17 protein-coding genes are annotated in these 23647 nt (G+C 63.7%); 10 read left to right on the top strand and 7 right to left on the bottom strand.

Annotated elements, in window-relative coordinates:
* Positions 1-109 precede the first annotated feature (109 nt).
* From QSV46_RS10020 to QSV46_RS10010, 3 genes are read right to left on the bottom strand one after another with little or no spacing between them, the layout of a single operon-like run.
* Positions 110-3595, bottom strand: coding sequence for an error-prone DNA polymerase (locus QSV46_RS10020; RefSeq protein ID WP_314949819.1), 3486 nt, complete (start codon positions 3593-3595; stop codon positions 110-112).
* Positions 3592-5244, bottom strand: coding sequence for a DNA polymerase Y family protein (locus tag QSV46_RS10015; RefSeq protein WP_314949818.1), 1653 nt, complete (start codon positions 5242-5244; stop codon positions 3592-3594). Before QSV46_RS10015 ends, QSV46_RS10020 begins: the two co-directional genes overlap by 4 nt.
* Positions 5135-5947, bottom strand: a complete 813-nt coding sequence (locus QSV46_RS10010; protein WP_314949816.1) for a DNA repair protein — start codon at positions 5945-5947, stop codon at positions 5135-5137. The genes QSV46_RS10015 and QSV46_RS10010 overlap by 110 nt, the downstream gene beginning before the upstream one ends.
* A gap of 163 nt (positions 5948-6110) precedes the next feature.
* On the opposite strand from QSV46_RS10010, the gene QSV46_RS10005 reads away from it, so the two are divergent.
* Together QSV46_RS10005 and QSV46_RS10000 are read left to right on the top strand one after the other, a co-directional pair.
* Complete coding sequence (locus QSV46_RS10005) at positions 6111-7508, top strand: UdgX family uracil-DNA binding protein (protein WP_314949815.1); 1398 nt, start codon at positions 6111-6113, stop codon at positions 7506-7508.
* Positions 7509-7606: 98 nt separating this feature from the next.
* Positions 7607-9229, top strand: a complete 1623-nt coding sequence (locus QSV46_RS10000) for an inorganic phosphate transporter (protein ID WP_314949813.1) — start codon at positions 7607-7609, stop codon at positions 9227-9229.
* Between the two features lie 75 nt (positions 9230-9304).
* On the opposite strand, the gene QSV46_RS09995 is transcribed toward QSV46_RS10000, so the two are convergent.
* Positions 9305-10477, bottom strand: a complete 1173-nt coding sequence (locus tag QSV46_RS09995) for a M20 aminoacylase family protein (protein ID WP_314949811.1) — start codon at positions 10475-10477, stop codon at positions 9305-9307.
* Positions 10478-10651: 174 nt separating this feature from the next.
* Here QSV46_RS09995 and QSV46_RS09990 point away from each other — a divergent pair, with 174 nt between their 5' ends.
* The gene (locus QSV46_RS09990; RefSeq protein ID WP_314949810.1) at positions 10652-12271 is read left to right on the top strand and encodes a GMC family oxidoreductase; all 1620 of its coding nucleotides are present in this window, start codon (positions 10652-10654) and stop codon (positions 12269-12271) included.
* 33 nt (positions 12272-12304) lie between these two features.
* Here QSV46_RS09990 and hpnO read toward each other — a convergent pair whose 3' ends face one another.
* Positions 12305-13696 (bottom strand): aminobacteriohopanetriol synthase HpnO, encoded by a 1392-nt coding sequence (gene hpnO / locus QSV46_RS09985; RefSeq protein WP_314949809.1) that lies wholly within the window; start codon positions 13694-13696, stop codon positions 12305-12307.
* 141 nt (positions 13697-13837) lie between these two features.
* Here hpnO and QSV46_RS09980 point away from each other — a divergent pair, with 141 nt between their 5' ends.
* Positions 13838-14506, top strand: a complete 669-nt coding sequence (locus tag QSV46_RS09980) for a DUF2147 domain-containing protein (RefSeq protein ID WP_314949808.1) — start codon at positions 13838-13840, stop codon at positions 14504-14506.
* Here QSV46_RS09980 and QSV46_RS09975 read toward each other — a convergent pair.
* Complete coding sequence (locus QSV46_RS09975; protein ID WP_314949806.1) at positions 14474-17062, bottom strand: MMPL family transporter; 2589 nt, start codon at positions 17060-17062, stop codon at positions 14474-14476. The two genes, QSV46_RS09980 and QSV46_RS09975, sit on opposite strands and share 33 nt — an antisense overlap.
* A gap of 461 nt (positions 17063-17523) precedes the next feature.
* Here QSV46_RS09975 and ispH point away from each other — a divergent pair, with 461 nt between their 5' ends.
* Positions 17524-18450, top strand: coding sequence for a 4-hydroxy-3-methylbut-2-enyl diphosphate reductase (gene ispH, locus QSV46_RS09970; RefSeq protein ID WP_314949804.1), 927 nt, complete (start codon positions 17524-17526; stop codon positions 18448-18450).
* A 36-nt stretch (positions 18451-18486) separates the two neighbouring features.
* Positions 18487-19647, top strand: a complete 1161-nt coding sequence (hpnH, locus tag QSV46_RS09965; RefSeq protein ID WP_314949802.1) for an adenosyl-hopene transferase HpnH — start codon at positions 18487-18489, stop codon at positions 19645-19647.
* A 161-nt stretch (positions 19648-19808) separates the two neighbouring features.
* Here the strand turns inward: hpnH and QSV46_RS09960 are convergent, their stop codons facing one another.
* Positions 19809-20585: a helix-turn-helix domain-containing protein gene (locus tag QSV46_RS09960; RefSeq protein ID WP_314949800.1), complete on the bottom strand. Its 777-nt coding sequence runs from the start codon at positions 20583-20585 to the stop codon at positions 19809-19811.
* 199 nt (positions 20586-20784) lie between these two features.
* Here QSV46_RS09960 and QSV46_RS09955 point away from each other — a divergent pair, with 199 nt between their 5' ends.
* The 4 genes from QSV46_RS09955 (at position 20785) to QSV46_RS09940 (ending at position 23612) form a co-directional block, all read left to right on the top strand.
* On the top strand, positions 20785-21882 hold the full coding sequence (locus QSV46_RS09955; RefSeq protein WP_314949798.1) for an MFS transporter: 1098 nt from the start codon (positions 20785-20787) through the stop codon (positions 21880-21882).
* A gap of 145 nt (positions 21883-22027) precedes the next feature.
* Positions 22028-22402, top strand: a complete 375-nt coding sequence (locus QSV46_RS09950) for a hypothetical protein (RefSeq protein WP_314949796.1) — start codon at positions 22028-22030, stop codon at positions 22400-22402.
* A gap of 35 nt (positions 22403-22437) precedes the next feature.
* Positions 22438-22971 carry a cytochrome P450 gene (locus QSV46_RS09945; protein WP_314949794.1) on the top strand — a complete coding sequence of 178 codons (534 nt, stop codon included), beginning with the start codon at positions 22438-22440 and terminating at the stop codon, positions 22969-22971.
* Between the two features lie 50 nt (positions 22972-23021).
* Entirely contained in the window at positions 23022-23612 is a 591-nt protein-coding gene (locus QSV46_RS09940) for a YbaK/EbsC family protein (RefSeq protein ID WP_314949793.1), read from the top strand.
* The last annotated feature ends 35 nt before the right edge of the window (positions 23613-23647 follow it).

Here is a 23647-nt window from a genome sequence, read left to right as displayed (position 1 = left end):
GAGAAGCCGCGGCGTACTGGATACCCCGCTTTCGCGGGGTATGACGACTGAGACTGAGGCGCGATACCGTCGCAACAAACTCGTCATTGCGGCAGCCCGCGCCACCCCCTCAATGGAAATCCCGCGACGGCGGCAGGATGCGGACGTTGCGGGGATGGCGAATTTTTTGCGCCGGCATATCCGCGTGGGCGCGGGGGTCGTCGTTGAGAGGCTCGATCAGGTCGGCGCCTGCCGGCACCGGATGCTTACGGCCAAGCGCGTCGTTGGCGAGGCCGACCAGATCGTGCGAGCGGTCGATCATCCGCTGGGCGATCAGATGCGTCACCTTCTCGGGGCTGCTCTGGATATAACCCTCGACCAGGATGAGGCGCGCGCCCATCACTTCTTTCCGGTACTGCTCCATGATCTTGGGCCAGACCACGACATTGGCGATGCCGGTTTCGTCCTCCAGCGTCATGAACACGACGCCGCTGGCGCTGCCCGGCCGCTGCCGGACCAGCACCACGCCGGCACAGCGGACGCGCCGCCGCTCGTTCTCGTGACTGATATCCTTGCAGGCGACGACACGCTCGCGCGAAAACATCTCGCGCAAAAATTCCATCGGATGTCCCTTCAGCGATAGCCGGATGGTCTGGTAGTCGGCCACGACCTGCTCGGCACGCGGCATCACCGGCAGTGGTTTGGCGTGTTCGTCCGGCTGCTCGCGCGCGGTCGCGGCCTCGAACAACGGCAGCGGCACGTCGTCGGGCAGCCGTCGCACCTGCCACAGCGCCTCGCGGCGATCGAGCTTGAGCGAACGGAAGGCGTCGGCATCCGCCAGCAGGATCAGCGCGCGCTTAGGCAGGCCGGTGTCGCGAGCAAAGTCTTCCAGCGAGGTGAAGGGCCGCCGGTTGCGGGCGGCGACGATGCGGTCGGTCCAGTCCTGGGCTTTCTCTATGTTGTCATTCCGGGGCGCGCCTCTTGGCGCGAGCTCTGATGCGCAATTGCGCATCTGAGAATCCATTCCGCCAAGCGTATGCTGCCCGATGGATTCCGGGTTCGCGCCAAGGGGCGCGCCCCGGAATGACAGCTGAGAACGTTTCAGCCTCTCCTCATCCTCATCGAGCCAATGAAAACCGTCGATCTGGCGGAAACCCAGACGTACCGCGCAGTACTTGCCGCTCCCCTCCTCCAGCGTGTTCTGCGCAAAGCTGTAGGACACATCGATGTCGCGCACCTCGACGCCGTTCTTGCGGGCGTCACTGACGATCTGTGCCGGAGCATAAAAGCCCATCGGCTGCGAGTTCAGCAGGCCGCAGCAGAACGCATCGGGGTGATAATGCTTCAGCCAGGAGGAGATGTAGACGAGTTGCGCGAAGCTCGCGGCGTGGCTTTCCGGAAAGCCATAGGAGCCAAAGCCCTTGATCTGGTCGAAACAGCTCCTGGCGAATTCGGGATCGTAGCCGCGCGCCACCATGTTGCCGATCAGCTTTTCCTCGTATTGGCCGATGGTGCCGACATTTCGGAAGGTCGCCATCGAGCGGCGCAGACCGTTGGCTTCCTCAGAGGTGAATTTTGCCGCCTCGATCGCGATCCGCATCGCCTGTTCCTGGAACAGGGGCACCCCGAGCGTTTTGTGCAGCACCTTGTAAAGCTCGTCCTTGTCGCCATGATCCGGTGACGGCGATGGATAGCTTACTTTTTCCAAGCCGTTTCGCCGCCGCAAGTAAGGATGCACCATGTCGCCCTGGATGGGCCCGGGACGCACGATCGCAACCTCGATGACGAGATCGTAGAAGGTCCGCGGCTTCAGGCGCGGCAGCATGTTCATCTGGGCGCGGCTTTCGACCTGGAACACGCCGAGCGATTCCCCGAGGCACAGCATGTCGTAGACCTTGGGGTCGTCCTGCGGGACACTCGCCAGAACCCAGCGCTTGCCTTTGTGATCTGCGATCAGATCAAAACATTTCCTGATGCAGGTCAGCATGCCCAGCGCGAGCACGTCGACCTTCATCATGTTGAGCGCGTCGACGTCGTCCTTGTCCCATTCGATGAAGGTGCGGTCCTCCATCGCGGCGTTGCCGATCGGCACATAGGTGTCGAGCCGGTCCTGGGTCAGCACATAGCCGCCGACATGCTGGGAGAGATGGCGCGGGAATTCGATCAGCTCGGTCGCGAGCTCGACCGCGAGGTTGATCATGGGATTTTGCGGATCGAGCCCGGCCTGCCTGACCTGCATGTCGTTGAGGCCCTTGCCCCAGCTTCCCCACACGGTGTCGGCGAGCGCGGCGGTGACGTCCTCGGTCAGGCCGAGCGCCTTGCCGACGTCGCGGATGGCGCTGCGCGGACGATAATGGATGACGGTGGCGATGATCGCGGCGCGATGGCGGCCGTAGCGACGGTAGACATATTGCATCACCTCCTCGCGCCGCGAATGCTCGAAATCGACGTCGATGTCGGGCGGCTCCAGCCGCTCCTTGGAGATGAACCGCTCGAACAGCAGATCGACCTTGGTCGGATCGACCGAGGTGATGCCAAGCACGTAGCACACCGCCGAGTTCGCCGCAGATCCGCGGCCCTGGCACAGGATGTTCTGGCTGCGCGTATAGTGCACGATGTCGTGCACGGTGAGGAAGTAATGCGCGTATTTCAGCTCGGCGATCAGTGCGAGCTCCTTCTTCAGGGTCGCGCGCAGCTTGTCATCGATCTTGCCGCCGAAGTACTTGTCGACGCCCGCCCAGGTCAGATCCTCCAGATGCCCTTGCGCGGTCTTGCCCGGTGGCACCGGCTCGTCCGGATACTGGTATTTGAGCTGGTCGAGCGAGAAACCGATGCGGTCGGCAAAACGCATGGTCTCCGCGATCGCGTCGGGGAAGTCACGGAACAGCCGCGCCATTTCGCGTGGCGTCTTCAGAAAGCGTTCGGCATTGGCCTCGAGCTTCCGCCCGGCCGCCTCGATCGTGGTCTTTTCGCGGATGCAGGTGAGCACGTCCTGAAGCGGACGGCGGCCGGGATGATGATACAGCACCTCGTTGGTCGCAAGCAGCGGCACTTTTGCTTTTGCAGCGAGATCATCGAGCCGCGCCAGGCGACGCCGGTCGTCGCCGCGATAGACCAGGCTCGCCGCCAGCCACACGCCTTCGGCATGGGTTGCTCTGAGCCTTGCAAGAACATCCAGCGCTTGCGCCGCATCGAAGCGATGCGGCATGGTCAGGACCAGGAGTTGGCCTTCCGAAAACTCCAGAAGGTCAGCAAAAGTGAGACGGCATTCGCCCTTCTCGATCCGCGTGATGTCGTCGCCGCGCTTGCCCCGGGTGAGGAGCTGGCACAGCCGGCCATAGGCGGCGCGGTCGCGCGGATAGACAAAAATGTCGGGCGTGCCGTCGATGAAGACGATCCGCGCGCCGATCAGCAGCTTCGGCTTGTGCATCACCTCGGCATTGTCGAGCTCCTTGTAGGCGCGTACCACGCCGGCGAGTGTGTTGTGATCGGCAATGCCGATCACGGGAATGCCGAGAATGCTCGCCTGATGCACATAGGCGCGCGGATCCGAGCCGCCGCGCAGGAAGGAGAAGTTGGTGGTGATGCCGATCTCGGCATAAGCGGGCGTGATCATGCGAAGAGACCGTGCACATACCAGCCGGGAGGAACGGGCTTGCCGTCGTCGTCGAAGCATTCCCCTTCATAAAGGCCGTCGCGAAAGATCCAGAAGCGCAGGCCCTCGGCATCCTCGATGCGGAAATAATCCCGCGTCAGTTGCTTGCCGTCCTGCCGCCACCATTCCATCGCGATGCGCTCGGGCCCTTCCACCCGCACCACGGCATGCAGCGCACGGCGCCAGGTGAATTGATGCGGCGGACCATCTGGCACGGTTGCGAACGGCACCTTGATCGGCTCCGGCCTGTCGAACAGGCGCAAGGGCCGCAGCGGCGGCTCGCTCTGCGCGCGCGCAGGCCATTCGGCCTGCATGGCGGCGGCGAGATGATGCTGCGCCGGCGCCGCCAGCACCGCGCATTCGGGGATATGCGTATCCTGCGGCAGGTGCACGACGACGCGCTTTCCGCCGATGCGCGCGGCGATGCGGTCGATCAGCGCGGTGAGCTCGTCATTGTCGTGGACATGCGCATCGAGATCGCGCTGCTCCTGCACCACGATCTCGGTGCGGCTCGCCGACAGCCGCACCATGTCGAAGCCGAAGCCGGGATCGAGGGGATCGGCGAGCGCATCGAGCCGCTCGCGAAACAGGCGATCGACGACGGCGCTTCGCGTCACGGGACGTCCGGTCTCGACCACGATCGCGCGCACCACGCCGTCGGTGCGGAAGAAGGCGGCTTCCAGCCGTCGCGCGCCCTTGCCCTGCTTCTCCATCGACGCAATCAATGTATCCGCAAGCCGCGACAGCGTCATCGCGATCATGGTGTCGGTCGCGATCGGCTCGGCAAAGCGTTTCTCCACGATGTAATCGGGCAGCGGTTTGCGCGGATTGATCGGCGCGTCGCCCTGCCCCAGCGCATGCGCGAACAACGTGGAGAACCGGGCGCCGAACCGCGCCGTGATCTCGTGGGAGCTGCGCGATGCGACATCGCCGATGGTCTTCAAACCGGCGCGACGCAGGCCGGTGGTGATGGCCTCGCTCGCACCGAGCGCGGACACCGGTAGTCGGCTGATCGCCGCCGCCTCCCCGCCATCGGCAACGATGGTGCCTGAGGCCTGCCGCGTCAGCGTGCGCGCGCAGACCGAGGTGCCGGCGATCGCCGCGCTGACGGCAAAGCCCTGGCGGGCGAGCGCACGGACCAGCGTCTTTAGCAGCGCGGCCTCGCCGCCGAACAGATGCGCGCAGCCGGTGATGTCCAGAAACAGCCCGTGCGGCGGATCGAGCGCCACCAGCGGCGTGAAGCGGTCACACCAGTCCGCGATGTCGCTGAGCGTCTTCGCATCGGTCGCGACATCGGCGTCGAACACACGCAAGTCCGGGCACATCGCCCGCGCATTCGCGAGCGGCTGGCCGATGTGCAAGCCGAGGCGCTCGGCGGCCTCGTCCAGCGCGTGGATCACCAGCGCATTGTTGTCCTTGATGACGACAATGGTGGGCGCGTCTTTTTGTCTTGACGCGTTTTCTTCACGCGAACCGGCGTCCACTTCGCTTGAAAACGCTTTACCCTGCGCGCCGCTGCTCACCTGCAAGAAACGCTGAATCCGGTCGATGGGCAGGCGCGGCAGCCACAGGCTGAGGATACGCCGACGGTTCAGAGAACTGGCACTCATCACACTTCCATTCCAGGATCCACCGGCCACACGGGCCATGACGATTGCGCAAGAGCTCGGCATCGAAGCGCGGCGCGCCCCAGACGTCCCAAGGCGCCGCAGGCATTGAAGCCGCGCCCGGCGGAGAATGCGCCGCGCGCAGCATCCATCGTGTCTCTGCGGTCGAGGGCAAAGGCTGCGCGGCCATCCGCAGCAGCAAGCCAGTGACGCCCGACGACTGCGCGGCCAGCGTCAGCTTGCGGCTCGCCACCAGATCGAACTGCCGGGTCTCGCCCCAGAGCTCGAGCACGACGGCGCCGAGCGCATCGCAAGCCAGCGCATCGGCCGAGGTGCGCAGCGCGCTCTCGACGTCGGCGGCACGCACCGTCACCACGCGGCGCGGATCGAGGCCGAGTTCGGCGAGCCCGCTCATCGACAGCGCGCCGGTTTCAATTTCCGAAAAATCCTGCCGCACCCACAGCAGCGGTTTGCGTGCCGTCACGCGGCCCGCAAGTCCGGTAACGAAACCCGTCGCGGCCGCGCCCTGACGCCCCTCGCAAAACACCTCATGGATCGCTGCACGCGCGAGTCCGCCCTTCAGGGCATTGTCGGCCTCGCCATGGCCGAGCGCGACGCGATCGTGCTGATGCACGACCTCCGCCGTTTCGATGCGCTCGATCTGGCCGCGCAGGATCGCAAGCGCGCTGATGCGTGCGCCGCTCATGCTCGCCGCTCCTTTGAGGTGGGTGCCGTGGCTCAAAAATAAGAACCCGCGGCTGGCTCATTTGTTCATGATATGTTCTAATATAAAGCTAACGGCGCCAGAAGAGTCAATCGAATTGGCGCCCCTACGGATTCATAAGAAAAATCAACAGGATTCAGGTGTCATGTACCTTATAATCCTCGACAGCGAGACCGATTTCGACGGCTGGCGTCAAGCCGCACGCGCGCTTGCGCTGCATCATATCGCGCCGGCGGACGTGACGTGGCAGGTGCAAGGCCAAACGAAAGACCAGCTGCCGCCCGGCCTGTCCGAAGCGCCAGGCCTTCCGCCGATCGAAACTGAGAGCACGTTCACCGTGCCGGCCAATTTCATCGAGCTTGCCCGGATCACGATCCTGCATCGTGACGACGGGCGCTTTGCGCTGCTCAATCGCTTGCTGTGGCGGTTGAAGGCCGATCACGATCTTCTGGAAGCGATCACCGATCCCGACGTGACGCAGGCCGCGGCGATGGCAGGCGCGGTGCAACGCGATGTGCAGCGGATGCGCGACCTCGTCCGTTTCCGCGAGATCGGACGCGATCAGAAGGCGCATTACGCCGCCTGGTTCGAGCCGGAGCATCACATCATCGCATTCGCCGCGCCGTTTTTCGTCCGCCGCTTTGCCGACATACCCTGGTCGATCCTCTCGCCCGATGTCTGCGCTCATTGGGACGGCCACGCGGTCTCCTTCACGCCCGGGATCAGCCGGAGGGAGAGGCCTGCACCGGGCCACCTGGAGGAAACCTGGCGCCGCCACTTCCAGCCGGACCGGTTGCCAACGCCTGACGCGCTGGTGAAGCGCAGGAGGAACCTCCACGAAGCATCAATACTTGAACCTCTGCTCGTTGATGCCGAACGCTGGACCGGCGGGCGGATCTCCCCACGTCCGGAGACTACCATGGGACGCAAAGCTACATCCGACGATCTCGAAGCGCTTCGCGAGGAAGCCGCGCACTGCCGCGCCTGCCACCTCTACAAGGACGCGACCCAGACCGTGTTCGGCGAAGGCCCGAAGTCCGCCAACATCATGCTGGTCGGCGAGCAGCCCGGCGACAAGGAAGACCTCGCGGGCCACCCCTTCGTCGGTCCGGCCGGCAAGATGCTCGACCGCGCGTTGGAGGAGGCGGGCGTCGACCGCAAGAAGGTCTATGTCACCAACGCGGTCAAACATTTCAAATTCGTGCCGCGCGGAAAAATCCGCCTGCACCAGAAGCCGGTGACACCGGAGATCCGGGCGTGCCGGCAATGGTATGAGCGGGAAGTCTCAGTAATCCAGCCCGATCTCATCGTGGCGATGGGCGCCACCGCTGCGCAGAGCGTGTTCGGGAAAATAACCCCGATTGGCAAGAACCGCGGCCGGCTGATCGATCTTCCCGACGGTCGCAAGGCTTTGGTGACGGTGCACCCGTCCTATCTGTTGCGGCTACCGGATCCGGAAGCCAAGGCGTTGGAATATCGACGCTTTGTCGAAGATTTGAAGATTGCCGCCGGTTTGCAGAAGAAAGCCGCGCGGGCCGCGTAAAGACTGGCAAGAAAACGGTTTTCACGCCTCGGTTGTCATCCAGCCTTCAAATCGATCGCGGACAATAGCCCTTACAGAAAGTTAAGGGGCGTTCAGACATGACCGATGTTGCATTCGACCGCGCGGTAGCCGATCCCGTCCAGCCGGCCTCGCGGCCAAATCTCGACAAGGGCTTCAATCCGCTGACGATGATCCTGTTCTTCGGCATCCTCGCCGCGGGCCTGCTGTTCGTCGCCTACAGCATCTATGTCGACATCAACGCCACCGGCATGCGGGTGACGACCTACCTGCCCTACATCCTCCTGTTCGTCGCGCTCCTGATCGCGCTCGGCTTCGAATTCGTCAACGGCTTCCACGACACCGCCAATGCAGTGGCGACGGTGATCTACACCCATTCGCTGCCGGCCGAATTCGCTGTGATGTGGTCGGGCTTCTTCAACTTCCTCGGCGTGCTGCTCTCCTCCGGCGCCGTTGCCTTCGGCATCGTCTCGCTGCTGCCGGTCGAGCTGATCCTCCAGGTTGGCTCCAGTGCCGGCTTCGCGATGGTGTTCGCGCTTCTGATCGCCGCGATCATGTGGAATCTCGGCACATGGTTCTTCGGACTGCCCGCCTCCTCCTCGCACACGCTGATCGGTTCGATCATCGGCGTCGGTATCGCCAACGCCGTTATGCGCGGCCGCGACGGCACCTCGGGCGTGGACTGGACCAAGGCGACCGAGATCGGCTACGCGCTGCTGCTGTCGCCGCTGTTCGGCTTCATCTGCGCCGCCACGCTGTTGCTGCTGCTGAAATTCATCGTGCGCAACCCGGCACTCTATGCCGCGCCCGAAGGCAACAAGGCGCCGCCGCTCTGGATCCGCGGCCTGCTGATCCTGACCTGCACCGGCGTCAGCTTCGCCCACGGCTCCAACGACGGTCAGAAGGGCATGGGCCTGATCATGCTGATCCTGATCGGCACCGTGCCGACCGCCTACGCCCTCAACCGCGCGCTGCCTGAATCCCAGGTCGCCCAATTCCAGAAGACCTCGGAGGCCGCTTCCAAGGTGATCTCGGCGAAGGGCGCCGGCCACAGCATCATCGGCGATCCCCGACCGACGGTGACGCAATACATCACGCTGCGCCATATCAGCGAAGGCACCTATCCCTCGCTCGCGGTGTTGGTGAAGGACGTCGGCGATCAGGTCGCCAAATACGGCACGTTGAACAAGGTGCCGGCAGAAGCCGTCGGCAACACCCGCAACGACATGTACCTGACGTCGGAAGCAATCCGCTTCCTGATGAAGGACAAGGAGAACGATCTCAACAAGGAGGAGATCGCGACCCTGAACGCCTACAAAGGCTCGCTCGACGCTGCCACGAAGTTCATCCCGACCTGGGTGAAGATCGCGGTTGCCATCGCGCTCGGGCTCGGCACCATGGTCGGCTGGAAGCGCATCGTCATCACCGTGGGCGAGAAGATCGGCAAGAGCCATCTCACCTACGCGCAAGGCGCCTCGGCCGAGCTCGTGGCCGCCGCCACGATCGGCGCGGCCGACGTGTTCGGCCTGCCGGTTTCGACCACCCATGTGCTTTCGTCCGGCGTCGCCGGCACCATGGCCGCGAACGGCTCGGGCCTGCAATGGTCGACCATCCGCAATTTGCTGATGGCCTGGGTGCTGACGCTGCCCTGCGCGATCGCGCTGTCGGCCACGCTCTACGTGATCTTCTCGCGGATCTTCTGAAGCCGATCAGATTCCGAAAAAACAAAGGGCCCGTGCGGTGCACGGGCCCTTTCCGTTTGTGCCTTCGGCTCGGCGCTACGACGCCGCGAGCGATTCCTCGACCAGCTTGACCCAGTAGGACGTGCCGTAGACGATCGCCTCGTCGTTGAAATTGTAGGCCGGATGGTGCAGGCCGGCGCTGTCGCCGTTGCCGCAGAAGATGAAGGCGCCGGGGCGCGCTTCCAGCATGTAGGCAAAGTCCTCGCCGCCCATCAGCGGCGGCATCTCGTGCACGTTGGCCTCGCCCGCGACCTGCCTGGCGATGCGCTTGGCTACCTCGGTCTCCGCGGCGTGATTGACCACCACCGGATAATTGCGCTTGTAGTGCAGGTCGATCTTGGCGCCCGTGATCTGCGCCACGCCCGCAACCACCTCGTGCACGCGCTTCTCGACGAGCTTGCGCACCTCCGGCGACAGCGTACGGATGGTGCCCCTCAGCGTCGCGGTCTGCGGAATGACGTTGCGGGCGTTGCCGGCATGGAACTCGCAAATCGAGATCACGGCCGAGTCCAGCGGATCGACGCTGCGCGCGACGATCGACTGCAGCGCCGTGATCACCTGCGCGCCGACCAGTACGGAATCGACGCATTTGTGCGGACGCGCGGCATGGCCGCCGAGGCCCTCGATCATGATGTCGACCTCGTCGGTCGCCGCCATGATCGGGCCCGGCCGGATCGCGAACGAGCCGATCGGAATGCCCGGGCCGTTGTGCATGCCGTAGACCTGCTCGATGCCGAAGCGCTCCATCAGGCCGTCCTTGACCATGGCCGCGCCGCCGGCACCACCCTCCTCGGCCGGCTGGAAGATCACCACGGCGTCGCCCGCGAAGTTGCGGGTCTCGGCGAGGTAGCGCGCCGCCCCCAGCAGCATCGCGGTGTGGCCGTCATGGCCGCAGGCGTGCATCTTGCCCGGGGTCTTGGAGGCGTAAGGCAGGTTGGTCTGCTCGTCGACAGGCAGCGCGTCCATGTCGGCGCGCATGCCGATCACTTTGAGCCCCTCGCCTGCCGGCTTGTTGCCCTTGATGACGCCGACCACGCCGGTCTGGCCGAGGCCGGTCACGACCTCGTCGCAGCCGAACTCGCGCAGGCGCTCCGCGACGAATGCTGCAGTGCGGTGGACGTCGTACAGCAACTCTGGATGCTCATGGATGTCCCGGCGCCAGGCCTGAATATCGGGTTGGAGGTCGGCGACGCGGTTCACGATAGGCATGGAGAGTCTCGAGCTTTGTTGAGAATACAGGACTGTCTACCATGCAAGCGTCGGTCCACCTAACCGCAGTGGATCGGGGGGAGGCCTGTCCTAGCTTCATGGCCGGGCTTGTCCCGATGCGCCGCGTCTGCCTATTAGGACGGAACGTGAAGTGACCATCCGGGTGGAAGCAGAATGCCAAGGCGGCTCGAAGGTGAGTTTGACTACATTGTCGTTGGCGCCGGTACGGCCGGCTGTATCCTCGCCAACCGGCTGTCGGCAGATCGCAACAACCGCGTCCTCGTCCTCGAAGCCGGCGGCGACGACAACTGGATCTGGTTCCACATCCCCGTCGGTTATCTCTTCGCGATCGGCAATCCGCGCTCCGACTGGATGTTCAAGACCGAGGCAGAGCCCGGCCTGAACGGCCGCGCGCTCGCCTATCCCCGCGGCAAGGTCATCGGCGGCTGCTCGGCGATCAACGCCATGATCTCGATGCGCGGACAGGCCGCCGACTACGATCATTGGCGCCAGCTCGGCATGACCGGCTGGGGGTATGACGACGTGCTGCCGCTCTTCAAGCGGCTCGAGGACCACTTCCTCGGCGCCAGCGAGCATCACGGCGCCGGCGGTGGCTGGCGCATCGAGGCGCCGCGGCTGTCCTGGGACGTTCTCGATGCCGTCGGCGACGCCGCCGAGGAGATGGGCATCAAGCGCATCCCGGATTTCAACACCGGCGACAATGAAGGCACGAGCTATTTCCACGTCAACCAGAAGCGCGGCCGGCGCTGGTCGTCGGCGCGCGGCTTCCTCAAGCCCGCGCTGAACCGCCCCAATCTGCGGCTCGAAAAGCACGTGCTGGTCGACCGCCTCATCATCGAGCAGGGCCGCGCCATCGGCGTGCGCTTCATCCAGAACGGCGAGATCATCGAGGCGCGCGCGAAACGCGAGGTGATCCTCTCGGCGGGCGCAATCGGCTCGGTGCAGGTGCTGCATCGCTCCGGCATCGGGCCCGCCGACTGGCTGTCGCCGCTCGGCATCGACATCGTCATGGACAGGCCCGGCGTCGGCCGCAATCTGCAGGACCATCTCCAGCAGCGCGCGATCTACAAGGTCGAGGGGGTCCGCACGCTGAACGAGACCTACTACAATCTGCTCCGCCGCGGCCTGATGGGGCTCGACTACGCCTTCCGCCGCCGCGGTCCCCTGACCATGGCGCCGTCGCAGCTCGGCATCTTCACGCGCTCCGATGCGACACGCGCCCGCGCCAACCTCCAGTTCCACGTGCAGCCGCTATCGCTCGACAAGTTCGGCGATCCGCTGCACCGCTTCCCCGCCATCACCGTCAGCGCCTGCAATCTCCAGCCGACCTCGCGGGGCACGGTGCGGCTGCGCGGGGCGGCGCCGGACGAGAAGCCGATCATTGCGCCGAACTATCTGTCGACCGACGACGACCGCCAGGTCGGCGCCGATGCCATCCGCACAACCCGCCGCCTGATGCAGCAGAAGGCGCTGGCAAAGTATCGCCCGAGCGAGTACCTGCCCGGTCCCTCCGTCGGCGACGACGATGCCTCGCTCGCCAAGGCCGCCGGCGACATCGGCACCACCATCTTCCATCCCGTCGGCACCGCGAAGATGGGCGCGGCGAATGATCCGATGGCGGTGGTCGACGAGCGCCTGCGCTTCTACGGCCTCGGCGGCCTTCGCATCGTCGATGCCTCGATCATGCCGACCATCACCTCGGGCAACACCAACACGCCGACGGCGATGATTGCGGAGAAGGGCGCCGCGATGATTTTGGAGGATGCGAAGTAGCGGAGGGTCCCAAGGCGGCCTGAGCGATCGACCTTATGCCGACCGTCGCACCGCGTTGTCCACCAGCGTCTTGCCGAGCGACCAGATCGCGCCGGGGACCTTGTGGCTGCCGGCGATGACGTCGTCGAAGGCGCGCTCGATCCAGCCGCAGTCTTCCTCGGTGATGGTGAGCGGGGGCAGCAGCTTGATGGTGTGGCTGCCGTGGCCGGCGACCTGGGTCAGGATCTTGTGATCCTTGAACAGCGGCACAGTGATGAGCTGGCAGAACAGGCCCTTGTTGGCCGCCTCGAGCACGTTCCAGGAGGCGCGCAGGCGCAGCGACTTCGGCGGACCGAACTCGACGCCGATCATCAGGCCCTTGCCGCGCACTTCCTTCAGCAGCTCGTAGCCGGGCACCATGCGAGTCAGCGCAAGGCGCAGCTCGGCGCCGCGCTTGGCCGCGGACTCGATCAGCTTCTCGGACTCCATGACGTCGAGCGTGGCGATGCCCGCGGCCATCGCCAGGTCGTTCTTGGAAAAGGTCGAGCCGTGCACCACGGCGCGGTCCATCTGATTAAAAATCTTGTCGAAGATGCTCTTGCGCGTCAGCACGGCGCCGACCGGCACATGGCCGCCGGACAGCGACTTCGACAGCAGCACCATGTCGGGCTCGACGTTCCAGTGCTCGACCGCGAGGAAGCGGCCGGTGCGGCCCATGCCGGTCTGGATCTCGTCGGCGACGAACAGCGTGCCGTATTTCTTGCAGAGCGCGGCCGCGCCGGGCAAGAACTCGTCGGTGGGCATGTTGACGCCCTTGCCCTGGATCGGCTCGACGACGAAGGCTGCGACCTCGCGCGAGGCCAGCGCCTTTTCCAGCGCGACCAGATCGTTGAACGGCACCGGCGTGCAGCCCGGCAGCAGCGGCTCGAAACCGGTGCGGAAGTTCGAATCGCCCGTCAGCGACAGCGCGCCATAGGTCAGGCCGTGATAGCCATGGGCGCAATAGACGATGCCCGGGCGGCCGGTGGCGCCGCGCGCGAATTTGATCGCGGCTTCGACGCATTCGGCGCCGGAATTGGCGAAGAACGCCTTGTCGAGGTAGGGAACGTACTTCAAGAGCCGCTCGGCGAGCACGCCGGCGAGGACCGAGACGTCGAATTGAACGAGGTTGGGCAGGTCGGCGTCGAGCACGCTCTTGAGCGCATCGCGCATGACCGGATGATTGCGCCCGATCGCAAACACGCCAAAGCCGGACAGCAGGTCGAGATAGCGCGCGCCCTCGCGATCGTAGAGGTACTGCCCCTGCCCTTTCTGGAAGCCGACGTCGTAGCCGATGGTCTTGAGAACCCGAACGAACTGCTCGTTCAGATGCCGGTTATGCAGGGCGCTGCGCTGGGCCTGACGGTCCGCGAATAGCTGAGACATGTCTGGATTTGGGCTGTGCATCCGCTACATACTTCGGTTGAGGGCCGTCTCGTCAACTCAAAACGGACCGTTCCTGAAAACGGTCTGTGCGGCCTTTTGCCCTTTTTCGGACCATCTTCGCAAGCACAGCTTTAGACCATGTTGCACTGCCAAGGAACCATCATGCGTTTGGCCCTTTACACCGGAATAATACTGGCTGGTGGTTACACCTGCCTCACTCCCGCACTCGCCGCCGATCCCACCGGCGACTGGCGGGTCGCCGACGGCGTCGCCAACATCCGCGTCGCCCAATGCAATGGCAGCATGTGGGGCGCGGTTTCCTGGGAAAAACAGCCGGGCGGCCGCGACGAGAACAACCCGGATGCGTCAAAAAAGAACAGACCGACACTGGGCATGGCGACCCTGATCGACATGAAGAAAAAGCCCGGCGCCGATCAGTGGGAAGGTCAGGTTTACAATGCCAAGGACGGCCAGCTCTACAGCGCAACCATCACCCCTGTCGGCACCGACCAGCTCGAGATCAAGGGCTGCGTGATGGGCTTCCTGTGCGGCGGCGAGACCTGGACCCGCGTTGGCCCGCCGATCCCCTTGAGCACCGCCAATGCCACCGCCAAGGGCGCGCCGAAGTCCGCAGGCCCGGCGCCGAAACCCCAAGGCACGGCATCCCAAGGCACCGCACCTCAAGGCACCGCACCTCAAGGCACGACAGGCGCCACCGCGCCTGCGCCCGCTCCGAAGGCCGCCGGCGTAGCCAAGCCCGGTCAGAAGAATGCCGCCGACCCCGTCGGCGACATCTGCCTACTCCCTGAGATTGCGGGGTTTGCCCATTAGCGCCGGCTGGAACAGCAGCACTGCGGCAAGCGTCGTCACCAGCGAGAGTGCGAGCAGCTTGCCCATGCTGGACGTGCCGGGATGGCTCGACAGCCACAGGCTGCCGAACGCGGTCGCCGTCGTCAATGCGCTGAAAAAGATCGCGCGCGTCAGGCTGGTCTGGAGCAGGTTTGTCCTGCCCGAGCGCCATGCCACGACGTAGTAAATCTTGAAGGCGACGCCGACGCCGAGCAGCAGCGGGAACGCGACGATGTTGGCGAAGTTGAGCGGCAGGCCGATCAACACGCAGATCTCGAGCGTCACGGCGCCTGCAACCAGCAGCGGCACCAGCGTCATCAGCACGTCGACGAATCGCCGCAGCGTGATCCAGAGCAGAAGACCGATCACCAGCAGTGCGTAGATCCCGGCGTGGATGAACGCCTTCACCACGGTATCGCCGGATTTCAGGATCGAGACCGGGCCGCCGATCGCGGTCGGCTCCGCAACGAGCACTGCCGCCGCAAATTTGCGCAGCGTGTCGTTGTCGTTGGGATCGCCCTTCGGCAGCGCCTCGACGCGAATGATGCCGTCCTTGCTCTTCCAGCTGCTGACGAGATCCGGCGGCAGCGACTTCAAGGTCACCGTCTCGGCCTGCATCGCGTTCCTGAGCTGGTCCAATACGATCTTCAGCGGCGTGACGAACACGTCCTGCGCCTTGTTCCGCGTAGCCTCGTCGCCATTGGCGAGCTTCTCGAGCGCATCCGCCAGCCGGCGCGAAGCGATCGAGCCCGGGCCTTTCGCATCACCAGCAGTCCGGCGCAGATTGTCGACCGAGGATTTCAGCGAATCGACGTTCTCCTTGTCCGTCGGCGCCTCGTCGATCTGGTCGGGATTAAGTGCGGGGTTCAGCACTTTTGCGCCCTGGGCCAGCAATTTCAGCTTCGGCGGCTGGTCCTGCGGCACGAAGCTGTCGAGAGACATCACGCGCAACACCTCGGGCACTTTCTCGAGCTTCGCCTCGACTGCCCTCGCCTGCTCCTCCGACGTCGTCATGACGTTGATGGCATTGGCGCCGGTGTTGGGATCCTTGCGCAGATCGAGGAAGGTCGCGATCGACTCGGCCCTTGGGTTGCGCAAATTCATCGGGTTGAAGTCGAACTTCATGAAGTAGAGCAGCGGCAGGCCCGCGACCGCAAGCAGCAGCGTGCCGCCCACGACCAGCACACGGTGCTTCTCCAGGAAGTGATCGAGCGGCGCCAGGAAGGCATAGCCGACCGGCTCCTTCTCGCCGGGCGGGTTCAGCAGCTTGAGCAACGCCGGCAGAATTGTGATCGAGGAAAGGAACGCCACCAGCATGCCGACGCCGGCGATCTGGCCGAGTTCGGCAATACCCTTGTAGTCGGTGGGGATAAAGCAGAGGAAGCCGGCCGCGGTCGCCATTGCCGCGAGCGACAACGGGATCGCCGAGCGCTTGGCGGCCAGCACCAGCGCGCCGGAGAGATCGTCGTGCTTGTAGCGTTCGGAGCGATAGCGGACGCTGTACTGGATGCCGAAGTCGACGCCGAGCCCGACGAACAGCACCGCGAACGCGATCGACAGCAGATTGAGCGAGCCGACCATCATCAGGCCGGCGGCGGTGGTGATCGCGAGGCCGACGAAGAGATTGATAAACACCGCGAAGATGATCTTCGCCGAGTGCAGCGCCAGCCAAAGGATGAGCAGCACGACGAGCACGGTGCCGATGCCGTTGACGACGGCGCCTTCCTGGACGGTAGCGTATTCCTCGTTGGCGATCGGCACCGGGCCGGTCAGCCGCACCCGCGCCTGGAACTTGGTCGGGAAGTCGAGATCGGCCGCGGCCTTGCGGATCGCGTCGGTGGCGCCCTTGCCGGGCTCCAGCGCGTTGTAGTCGAGGACCGGCTTGAACTCGATGAAGGCGCGCTTGTCCGAATCCGACAGCGGCTCGTCACTGACGAGCTCCCGCCAGGAGAAGCTCGCATTGCCCTTGTTGAGCACGGTCTCGACAGTCTGCGCGATCAGATTGAACGGCCGCGCGGTGTTGTCGAGCTTGACCTGGCCGCGCTTGACGCCGGCGAGTCCCGTCTCGAGCGCGCCGGTCAGGCCGCGGATCGAGGGGTCGCCCGCCATGATCTCGATCAGCGGCGCTGCGGATTCGAACTGGCTGGTCATCTTGCCGACTTCCTCGGTCGGCAGGAACAGCAGGCCGTTCTTTTCGAAGAACTCGCCGGTACCGAGCTGCTGCATCGACTGGAAGTTGGTCTTGTCGTCCTTCAGCCTGGCAAAGAGCGCATCCGCCGCCGCGCTCGCCATCTCCGGCGTCTTCGCCTCGACGACCGCCGTGATCGTGGCGTCACGGTCGAAGGCGCGGTCGAACTGCTGGTCGCGCTGGCGCCAGTCCAGATTTTGGGCAATCAGCGAATTGATGTCGGTGTTGATGGCGAAGTGCTGGGACGCGTAATAGCCCGCGCCTACCGCCAGCAGGAGCCCGAGGACGACGACGGGGATGGCAAACCGGGTGCAGGCCCTGACGATGACAACGACTACGCTTTGCAGCACATCTTTTCTTTCTAGTGTTAACAGCTTGCCGGAAACGCCCGCTGTTTATCGGAGTTCCCAGGCGAAACCTATTGCTGTTTTGAGTGGTTCTCGTCGCAACAAGGTTCGAGGTAAACGGCGAAAGACCGTTGCGAAATCATGCGGGCCGGCCGGTATAGCCGGGGAGTTGAGGCGGGAACGTGACGAAGAGGTGAGCACGATGCCGCCATTCTGCCCATGGCAGTTCCGGTATTATAATACTGCAAAATCGCGCGGACACGGAACCCGGCTTTCGTCCGACCTTTCCTTTTTGCCGATTTTTTGACACAAAGTGCTGTGCCTCCATGCGCCCGGGCCCAATTGGGGTGGGCAGTTACCGCATGCGCCGAACCAATGGTGCGGTTATTGCAACTGATCGGGCAGTATCGAGGTGCCGCCGGGGACCATGAGCGGATTGGTGCAACTTGCGTGACGGGCGACCTATGGAAGTTTATCTGGCGCAGCCGCGTGGCTTTTGCGCGGGCGTGGTGCGTGCGATCGAGATCGTGGAACGGGCGCTGGAGAAGTACGGCCCGCCCGTCTACGTGCGCCACGAGATCGTGCACAACAAATACGTGGTGGAAAGCCTGAAGAACAAAGGGGCAATTTTCGTCGAGGAGCTGTCCGAGGTCCCACCCAAGGCCGTGACCGTGTTCAGCGCCCATGGCGTCGCTCGCAGCGTCGAGGAAGAGGCCGCCGCGCGCGACCTGCCGGTGCTGAATGCCACCTGCCCGCTGGTCACGAAAGTTCACAATCAGGGGAAGCGCTACATCGCCAGGGGCCGTACTTTGATCCTGATCGGCCATGCCGGCCACCCCGAGGTCGAGGGCACGATGGGCCAGGTTCCCGCCCCTGTGCGGCTTGTCCAAAGCGTTGAAGAGGTTAAGGCCCTGACGCTGCCGGCAGATACGCCAGTGGCCTACATCACCCAGACCACCCTGTCGGTGGACGACACCAAGGACATTATTGCGGCCCTCCAAGCCCGCTTTACAGATATTCAAGGCCCGGATATCCGGGATATCTGCTATGCGACACAGAACCGCCAATCTGCGGTAAGGGACTTGAGCAAGCTGGTCGACGTGATCTTGGTGGTGGGCGCTGCCAACAGCTCGAACTCGAACCGGCTCCGCGAAATCGGCACTGAGGCCGGCGTCGCGAGTTATTTGATTGCCGACGGCAGCAAGCTCGATCCGGAGTGGTTGAAAGATGCAAGGACCGTCGGCGTCACGGCCGGCGCCTCGGCGCCCGAGGTACTCGTGGATGACGTGATCGAAGCGATGCGGCGGATCGGACCGGTCAAGGTCCAGGTGCTGCCGGGCCGCGAGGAAAACATCGAATTCCGGCTCCCGGCCCAACTGGCCGCGAGCTGACCCACCCGAATTGAAAAGCCCAGAAAGAAACTTGTAATGGCCATCCCCTTCTTCAAGGAAATGCGTATCGGCGGCTATTTGCTCAAGCAGAAACTGCTTGGCCGCAAGCGCTATCCGCTCGTGCTGATGCTGGAGCCGCTGTTTCGCTGCAACCTCGCCTGCGTCGGCTGCGGCAAGATCGATTATCCGGATGCGATCCTCAACCGCCGCATGACTGCACAGGAGTGCTGGGACGCGGCCGACGAGTGCGGCGCGCCGATGGTCGCGATTCCAGGCGGCGAGCCGCTGATCCACAAGGAGATCGGCGAGATCGTGCGCGGCCTCGTCGCGCGCAAGAAGTTCGTCTCGCTGTGCACCAACGCGCTGCTGCTCGAGAAGAAGCTCGACCTGTTCGAGCCCTCGCCCTACCTGTTCTTCTCGGTGCATCTCGACGGCCTGAAGGACCATCACGACAAGGCGGTCTCGCAGAAAGGTGTGTTCGACCGCGCCGTCTCCGCGATCAAGGCGGCCAAGGCGCGCGGCTTCACCGTCAACGTCAACGCCACCATCTTCGACGGTCATCCGGCCGAGGAGATCGCGAAATTCCTCGACCTCACCGTCGAGCTCGGCGTCGGCGTCTCGATGTCGCCCGGCTACGCCTATGAGCGCGCGCCGGACCAGGAGCACTTCCTCAACCGCACCAAGACCAAGAAGCTGTTCCGCGACGTCTTTGCGATGGGCAAGGGCAAGAAGTGGAATTTCATGCATTCCGGCCTGTTCCTGGACTTCCTCGCCGGCAACCAGGAATACGAGTGCACGCCGTGGGGCATGCCCGCGCGCAACATCTTCGGCTGGCAGAAGCCGTGCTATTTGCTCGGTGAAGGCTACGCAAAAACCTTCAAGGAGCTGATGGAGACCACCGACTGGGAGACCTATGGCACCGGCAAGTACGAAAAGTGCGCCGACTGCATGGCCCATTGCGGCTACGAGCCGACAGCGGCGACCGCAGCGCTGAACAACCCGCTGAAGGCGATGTGGGTGTCGCTGCGCGGCATCAGGACGACGGGCCCCATGGCGCCGGAGATCGACATGAGCAAGCAGCGCCCGGCGCAGTACATCTTCTCGGCGGAAGTGCAGAAGCGCCTGTCGGAGATCCGCAAGGACGAAGCCGCCGCCGCCCAGGAGAAGGCGGCACGGAAGGCCTCGACGGCGGCGTAGCTGCGGAACGTGCAGCCCGGACGGAGCTGCGGCATCAAAAGAAAGGGCCCGATCGCCGATGGCGATCGGGCCCTTTCTTTTGGTGCCCCTCTCCTCCTGCGGCGCCGGCGCCGTCTCGCAAGATCGAATGCGATCCGATGGGGCTCGACAATTTCGCGCGCCTAGGCCGTTTCGGGCGCGGGCTGATCGAGCAGCAGCCGAACGTTTATTCCGAACACCTTCGGCATGCTCCGGCGACCTGCGGGAGTCACGATCAGCGCCCGGTCGGTCACGTGTCGCTGTATCCAGCCGCGCTGCTCAAGCACCGTACCGAGACTGCAGCCCAGCGCACCGCCCAGATGCGCCGTACGTTCACTCCAGTCCGTGCATTCAAAAGCAACCTTTCGACGCCCGGCATAGAGGGCGTCAATGTCGACCCCGAAACGGGAGAAGAACGCTGCTCCGCGTTCCGAGATGTCCAGCTCCTCTGAGTTGCCGCCTCGTGCCCGGAGATATCCGTGCGCACGAAAACTCTGAAAAAGCGCAACCCCAAGTCGACCGGCCACGTGATCGTAACACATCCGCGCCCGCCGCAATTCCTCCGTTTGCGATTTGGGCGTTCGTCTCTCGCACAGGGCAGGCGTGAGCAGGCTCAACTTCTCGAGAGCTTCAGCGACCTGCGCATTCGCCAGCTCGTAATAGCGATGGCGCCCCATCTTCCGGACCCGCACATAGCCGTCGTCGAGCAGCTGCTTCAAATGGAAGCTCGCCGTAGGGTAGGAAACGGCTGCACGATAAGCCAGTTCGCCAGCAGGCAGCGACAGTCCAGACATCAGCGCAGAGAGCATCGCCGTCTTGCTCGGCACAGCTAGCGTGGCAGGCAGGGAGTGGGCAAACGACTTGTCGATCATATTTCGATGGTAATCGAAACGGTGTTGTTTGACAAGAACTAAACGCAAGAGTTGTATCAGACCGGCGGGACTCTAGCGGAAGAAAAAGGGCGTCAGACGCCGTGACGGCCGGATTTCGTTTTGCCTCTCCTCCTCGGCGACATCAGACTTGCAACGCCGCTTCGGGCCGTCCTGAGGCTGCGGAAGATCCGCGGTCTGGTGCCCCCCGATGAATTGGTGTCGATTAGGCGAAGGGCGGAGGCAAGCGGTGCTTGGTCGTGGATTCTACGTTCTGTTTGCAGCATTCCTTACATCGACGATCGGGACCTGGATTTTCCGCATTACAGTGCCGATTGTGCTCTACGAAGTGACGGGCTCGGCCATGGCGATGTCACTCGCCTATGCAGCCGTGTTCCTGCCGATCTTTATTGCGATGCCGCTGGGCGGAGTTCTGGCCGACCATTACAGCCGCAAGAAGATCCTCATAGTCGGAGATGGACTTTCTTCCGTGGTGGTGCTGGTCTTGGCCGGGATCGTCCACGTCATCTCTGCGAACACCGCGTGGATGCTTTATCCGGCGCTTCTCGTCCTCGCCAGCATCACGTCGATCTACTATCCCTGCTTCCAAGCCGTCATTCCGATGATCGTCCCGCGGGACCAGCTTCCGCGGGCCAACGCCCTGATGTTTTCGGCGGAGAACGTCATGACGGCAATTGGTCCCTTTGCCGGCGGCTTCTTTGTTGCTTATCTCGGGCCAACAGGATCGGCCCTTCTCAACGCCGGCACGTTCGCGGCCTCGTTCGTGCTGATCCTCCTTCTGCAGATCAGCGGCCCACTGCAGACGAGGTCCGGGCTCAGTTGGCGCGACGCGGTCGCACATCTCGGTGCGGGCGCACGCGAAGCGATGAGCAATGAGGTCATTCGCTACGGCACGATCATGTTTCTTTTCGTCAACTTCGCGGCGCACCTCATCGCTGGGAATTTCATCTACTTCCTTTCGAGCGACATCGGCCTTAATCCCTTTGACGTCGGTGTGACGATGGCGTTGACGGGCGTCGGGGGCATCGTGGGCGCTGCTCTGGCCCCCATGCTCATGCGGACGCTATCGAGCGGCCTGTTGATGCTCTCCGCGCTGACCATGAGCGGACTGGTGGTCCTGACGCTCCTCCTGACGCACGGCATGTACGGCGTGGCCATCTCGCGCGGCGTCTCGATGGCGCTCCAGGCCATCATCGTCATCACGATGTTCACCCTGCGGCAGCGTACCGTGCCACCCGAATTTCTGGGCAGGACCGTCGCGATCACGCGCGCCATCAGCTTCGCTCCGATTCCCGTTGCAGCGGTTGTCGGCGGATGGTTGATCTAACTGACACACTCCATGACATCAGTCTTTGTTCTGAGCGCCGCAATCATGCTCGCGACCAGCATCTATGGCTGGACGACGCCGTTCGTTCTCGTCCGAAGGCGGCATAACCTTGATGGAGCCCCCGGTCGAGGAAACGCGTGCACCCATGTTCATCGCCATGGACCCTCCTGAGCACGGGCCGCGGCGAAGGACGGTCAGTCCGGTCTTTGCGCCCGGCAATCTCGCGAGCATGGAGCGGCTCATCAGGTCGCGGACGATCGATGTAATCGAATCTCTGCCCGTGGGGGAGACCTTCGACTGGGTCGATCGGGTATCGACCGAGCTGACGAGTCAGATGCTCGCGACGCTCTTCGATTTTCCATTCGAAAAGAGACGGCGTCTCACGCACTGGTCCGAGGTCGCGACATCGTCGCCCGCAACGCGCGAGACTGGGACGAGCGAGAACGGGAGTTTCAGGATTGCTTCGCAAGCTTTGCAAAACTCTGGAAAGAACGGATCGAGGTTCCAGGATCCGATCTGATATCGGTTCTGGCGCGATCTCCGGCAACGCGAAACATGAGCCAACGCGAGCTGCTGGGTACACTCATTCTTCTCATTGTCGGCGGGACCGACACGACGCGCAACTCGATGACCGGCGGCGTCTACTTTCTCAATCAGTGGCCCGGCGAGTACAAAAAAGTGCGCCGGGATCGGGCATTGATCCCGAACCTGGTATCGGAGATCATCCGCTATCAGACGCCGCTGGCCTACATGCGCCGGCGAGCCCTTTCGGACATTGAAATCCGGGGCAAGACGATTCGCCGAGGCGACAAGGTCGCACTCTGGTACGTCTCGGGCAATCGGGATCAGTCGGCGATTCCGGAGGCTGACCGCTTCTGGATCGACCGGCCTGACGTCCGGCAGCATCTCTCCTTCGGGTTCGGCATTCATCGATGCGTAGGGAATCGGTTGGCTGAACTTCAGCTAAGGGTCCTTTGGGAGGAGTTGCTGAAGCGCTGTTCGTTCGTCGAAGTGGTCGGTGAGCCCGTCCGAACGCCGTCGAGTTTTGTGACCGGCTATCTCTCTCTTCCCGTCCGCATCGTGCAATAGCCGTTCTTGCCTCGGAGGGCGGGCAAAGTGCGCGAGGCAGCGGCTCGACGATGCCCCCCGGGGGGCGAGTTCGAACTCTACGGATTTCCTGGATAGCTGCTTGGTGTCGGTGGAAGGTCGTGCAAACAACGGTAACTCAGTTCCTGTCGGAGCGGTCCATCCCGTACCGGTTAAACCGTCACCCGAATGCCGCGTTCAGCTGTCGGGACGTCGCACGCGAACGGAAGCTGCGACTATCGCAGATCGTCAAGTGCATGGTCGCGGCGGATTTCCGTAACGGTCTCCATATCCTGCTGATACCTGGGGATCGCATGCTGAAGCTGAAGCGGGTCCGCGCTCTCGCTGGGGGCGCACGGGTTCAGTTGCTGGCCCCAGACAGATTGACGTCGGAGTATGGAGTCATCGTCGGAGCCATTTCGCCGACCCAGTTCTATGGCCATGCGCAGTTCTACATGGACCAAACGGTTCTGATGGAGGAGGAAGTCGACATCAGTTCGGGAGATCCGAGGGCAGGCGTTGAACTGAGTTCGAGAGATCTTGCGGAAGTGCTCAATGCAACCTGCTGCGACATCATCTCGGACTCCAGACCGGGCGCCCCCGGCGATTGGCCGCAAGCGAACGTTACGACAGCCGACCTGTAGCCCGGACGAAGCGCAGCAGATCCGGGCTACGGACG

Origin of the sequence: Bradyrhizobium cosmicum (assembly GCF_032290525.1) — a bacterium.
In the GTDB taxonomy this organism is placed as follows: domain Bacteria; phylum Pseudomonadota; class Alphaproteobacteria; order Rhizobiales; family Xanthobacteraceae; genus Bradyrhizobium; species Bradyrhizobium cosmicum_A.
The sequence above is the reverse complement of the archived record's forward strand: the minus strand, read 5'-3'. Positions and strand labels throughout refer to the sequence as shown.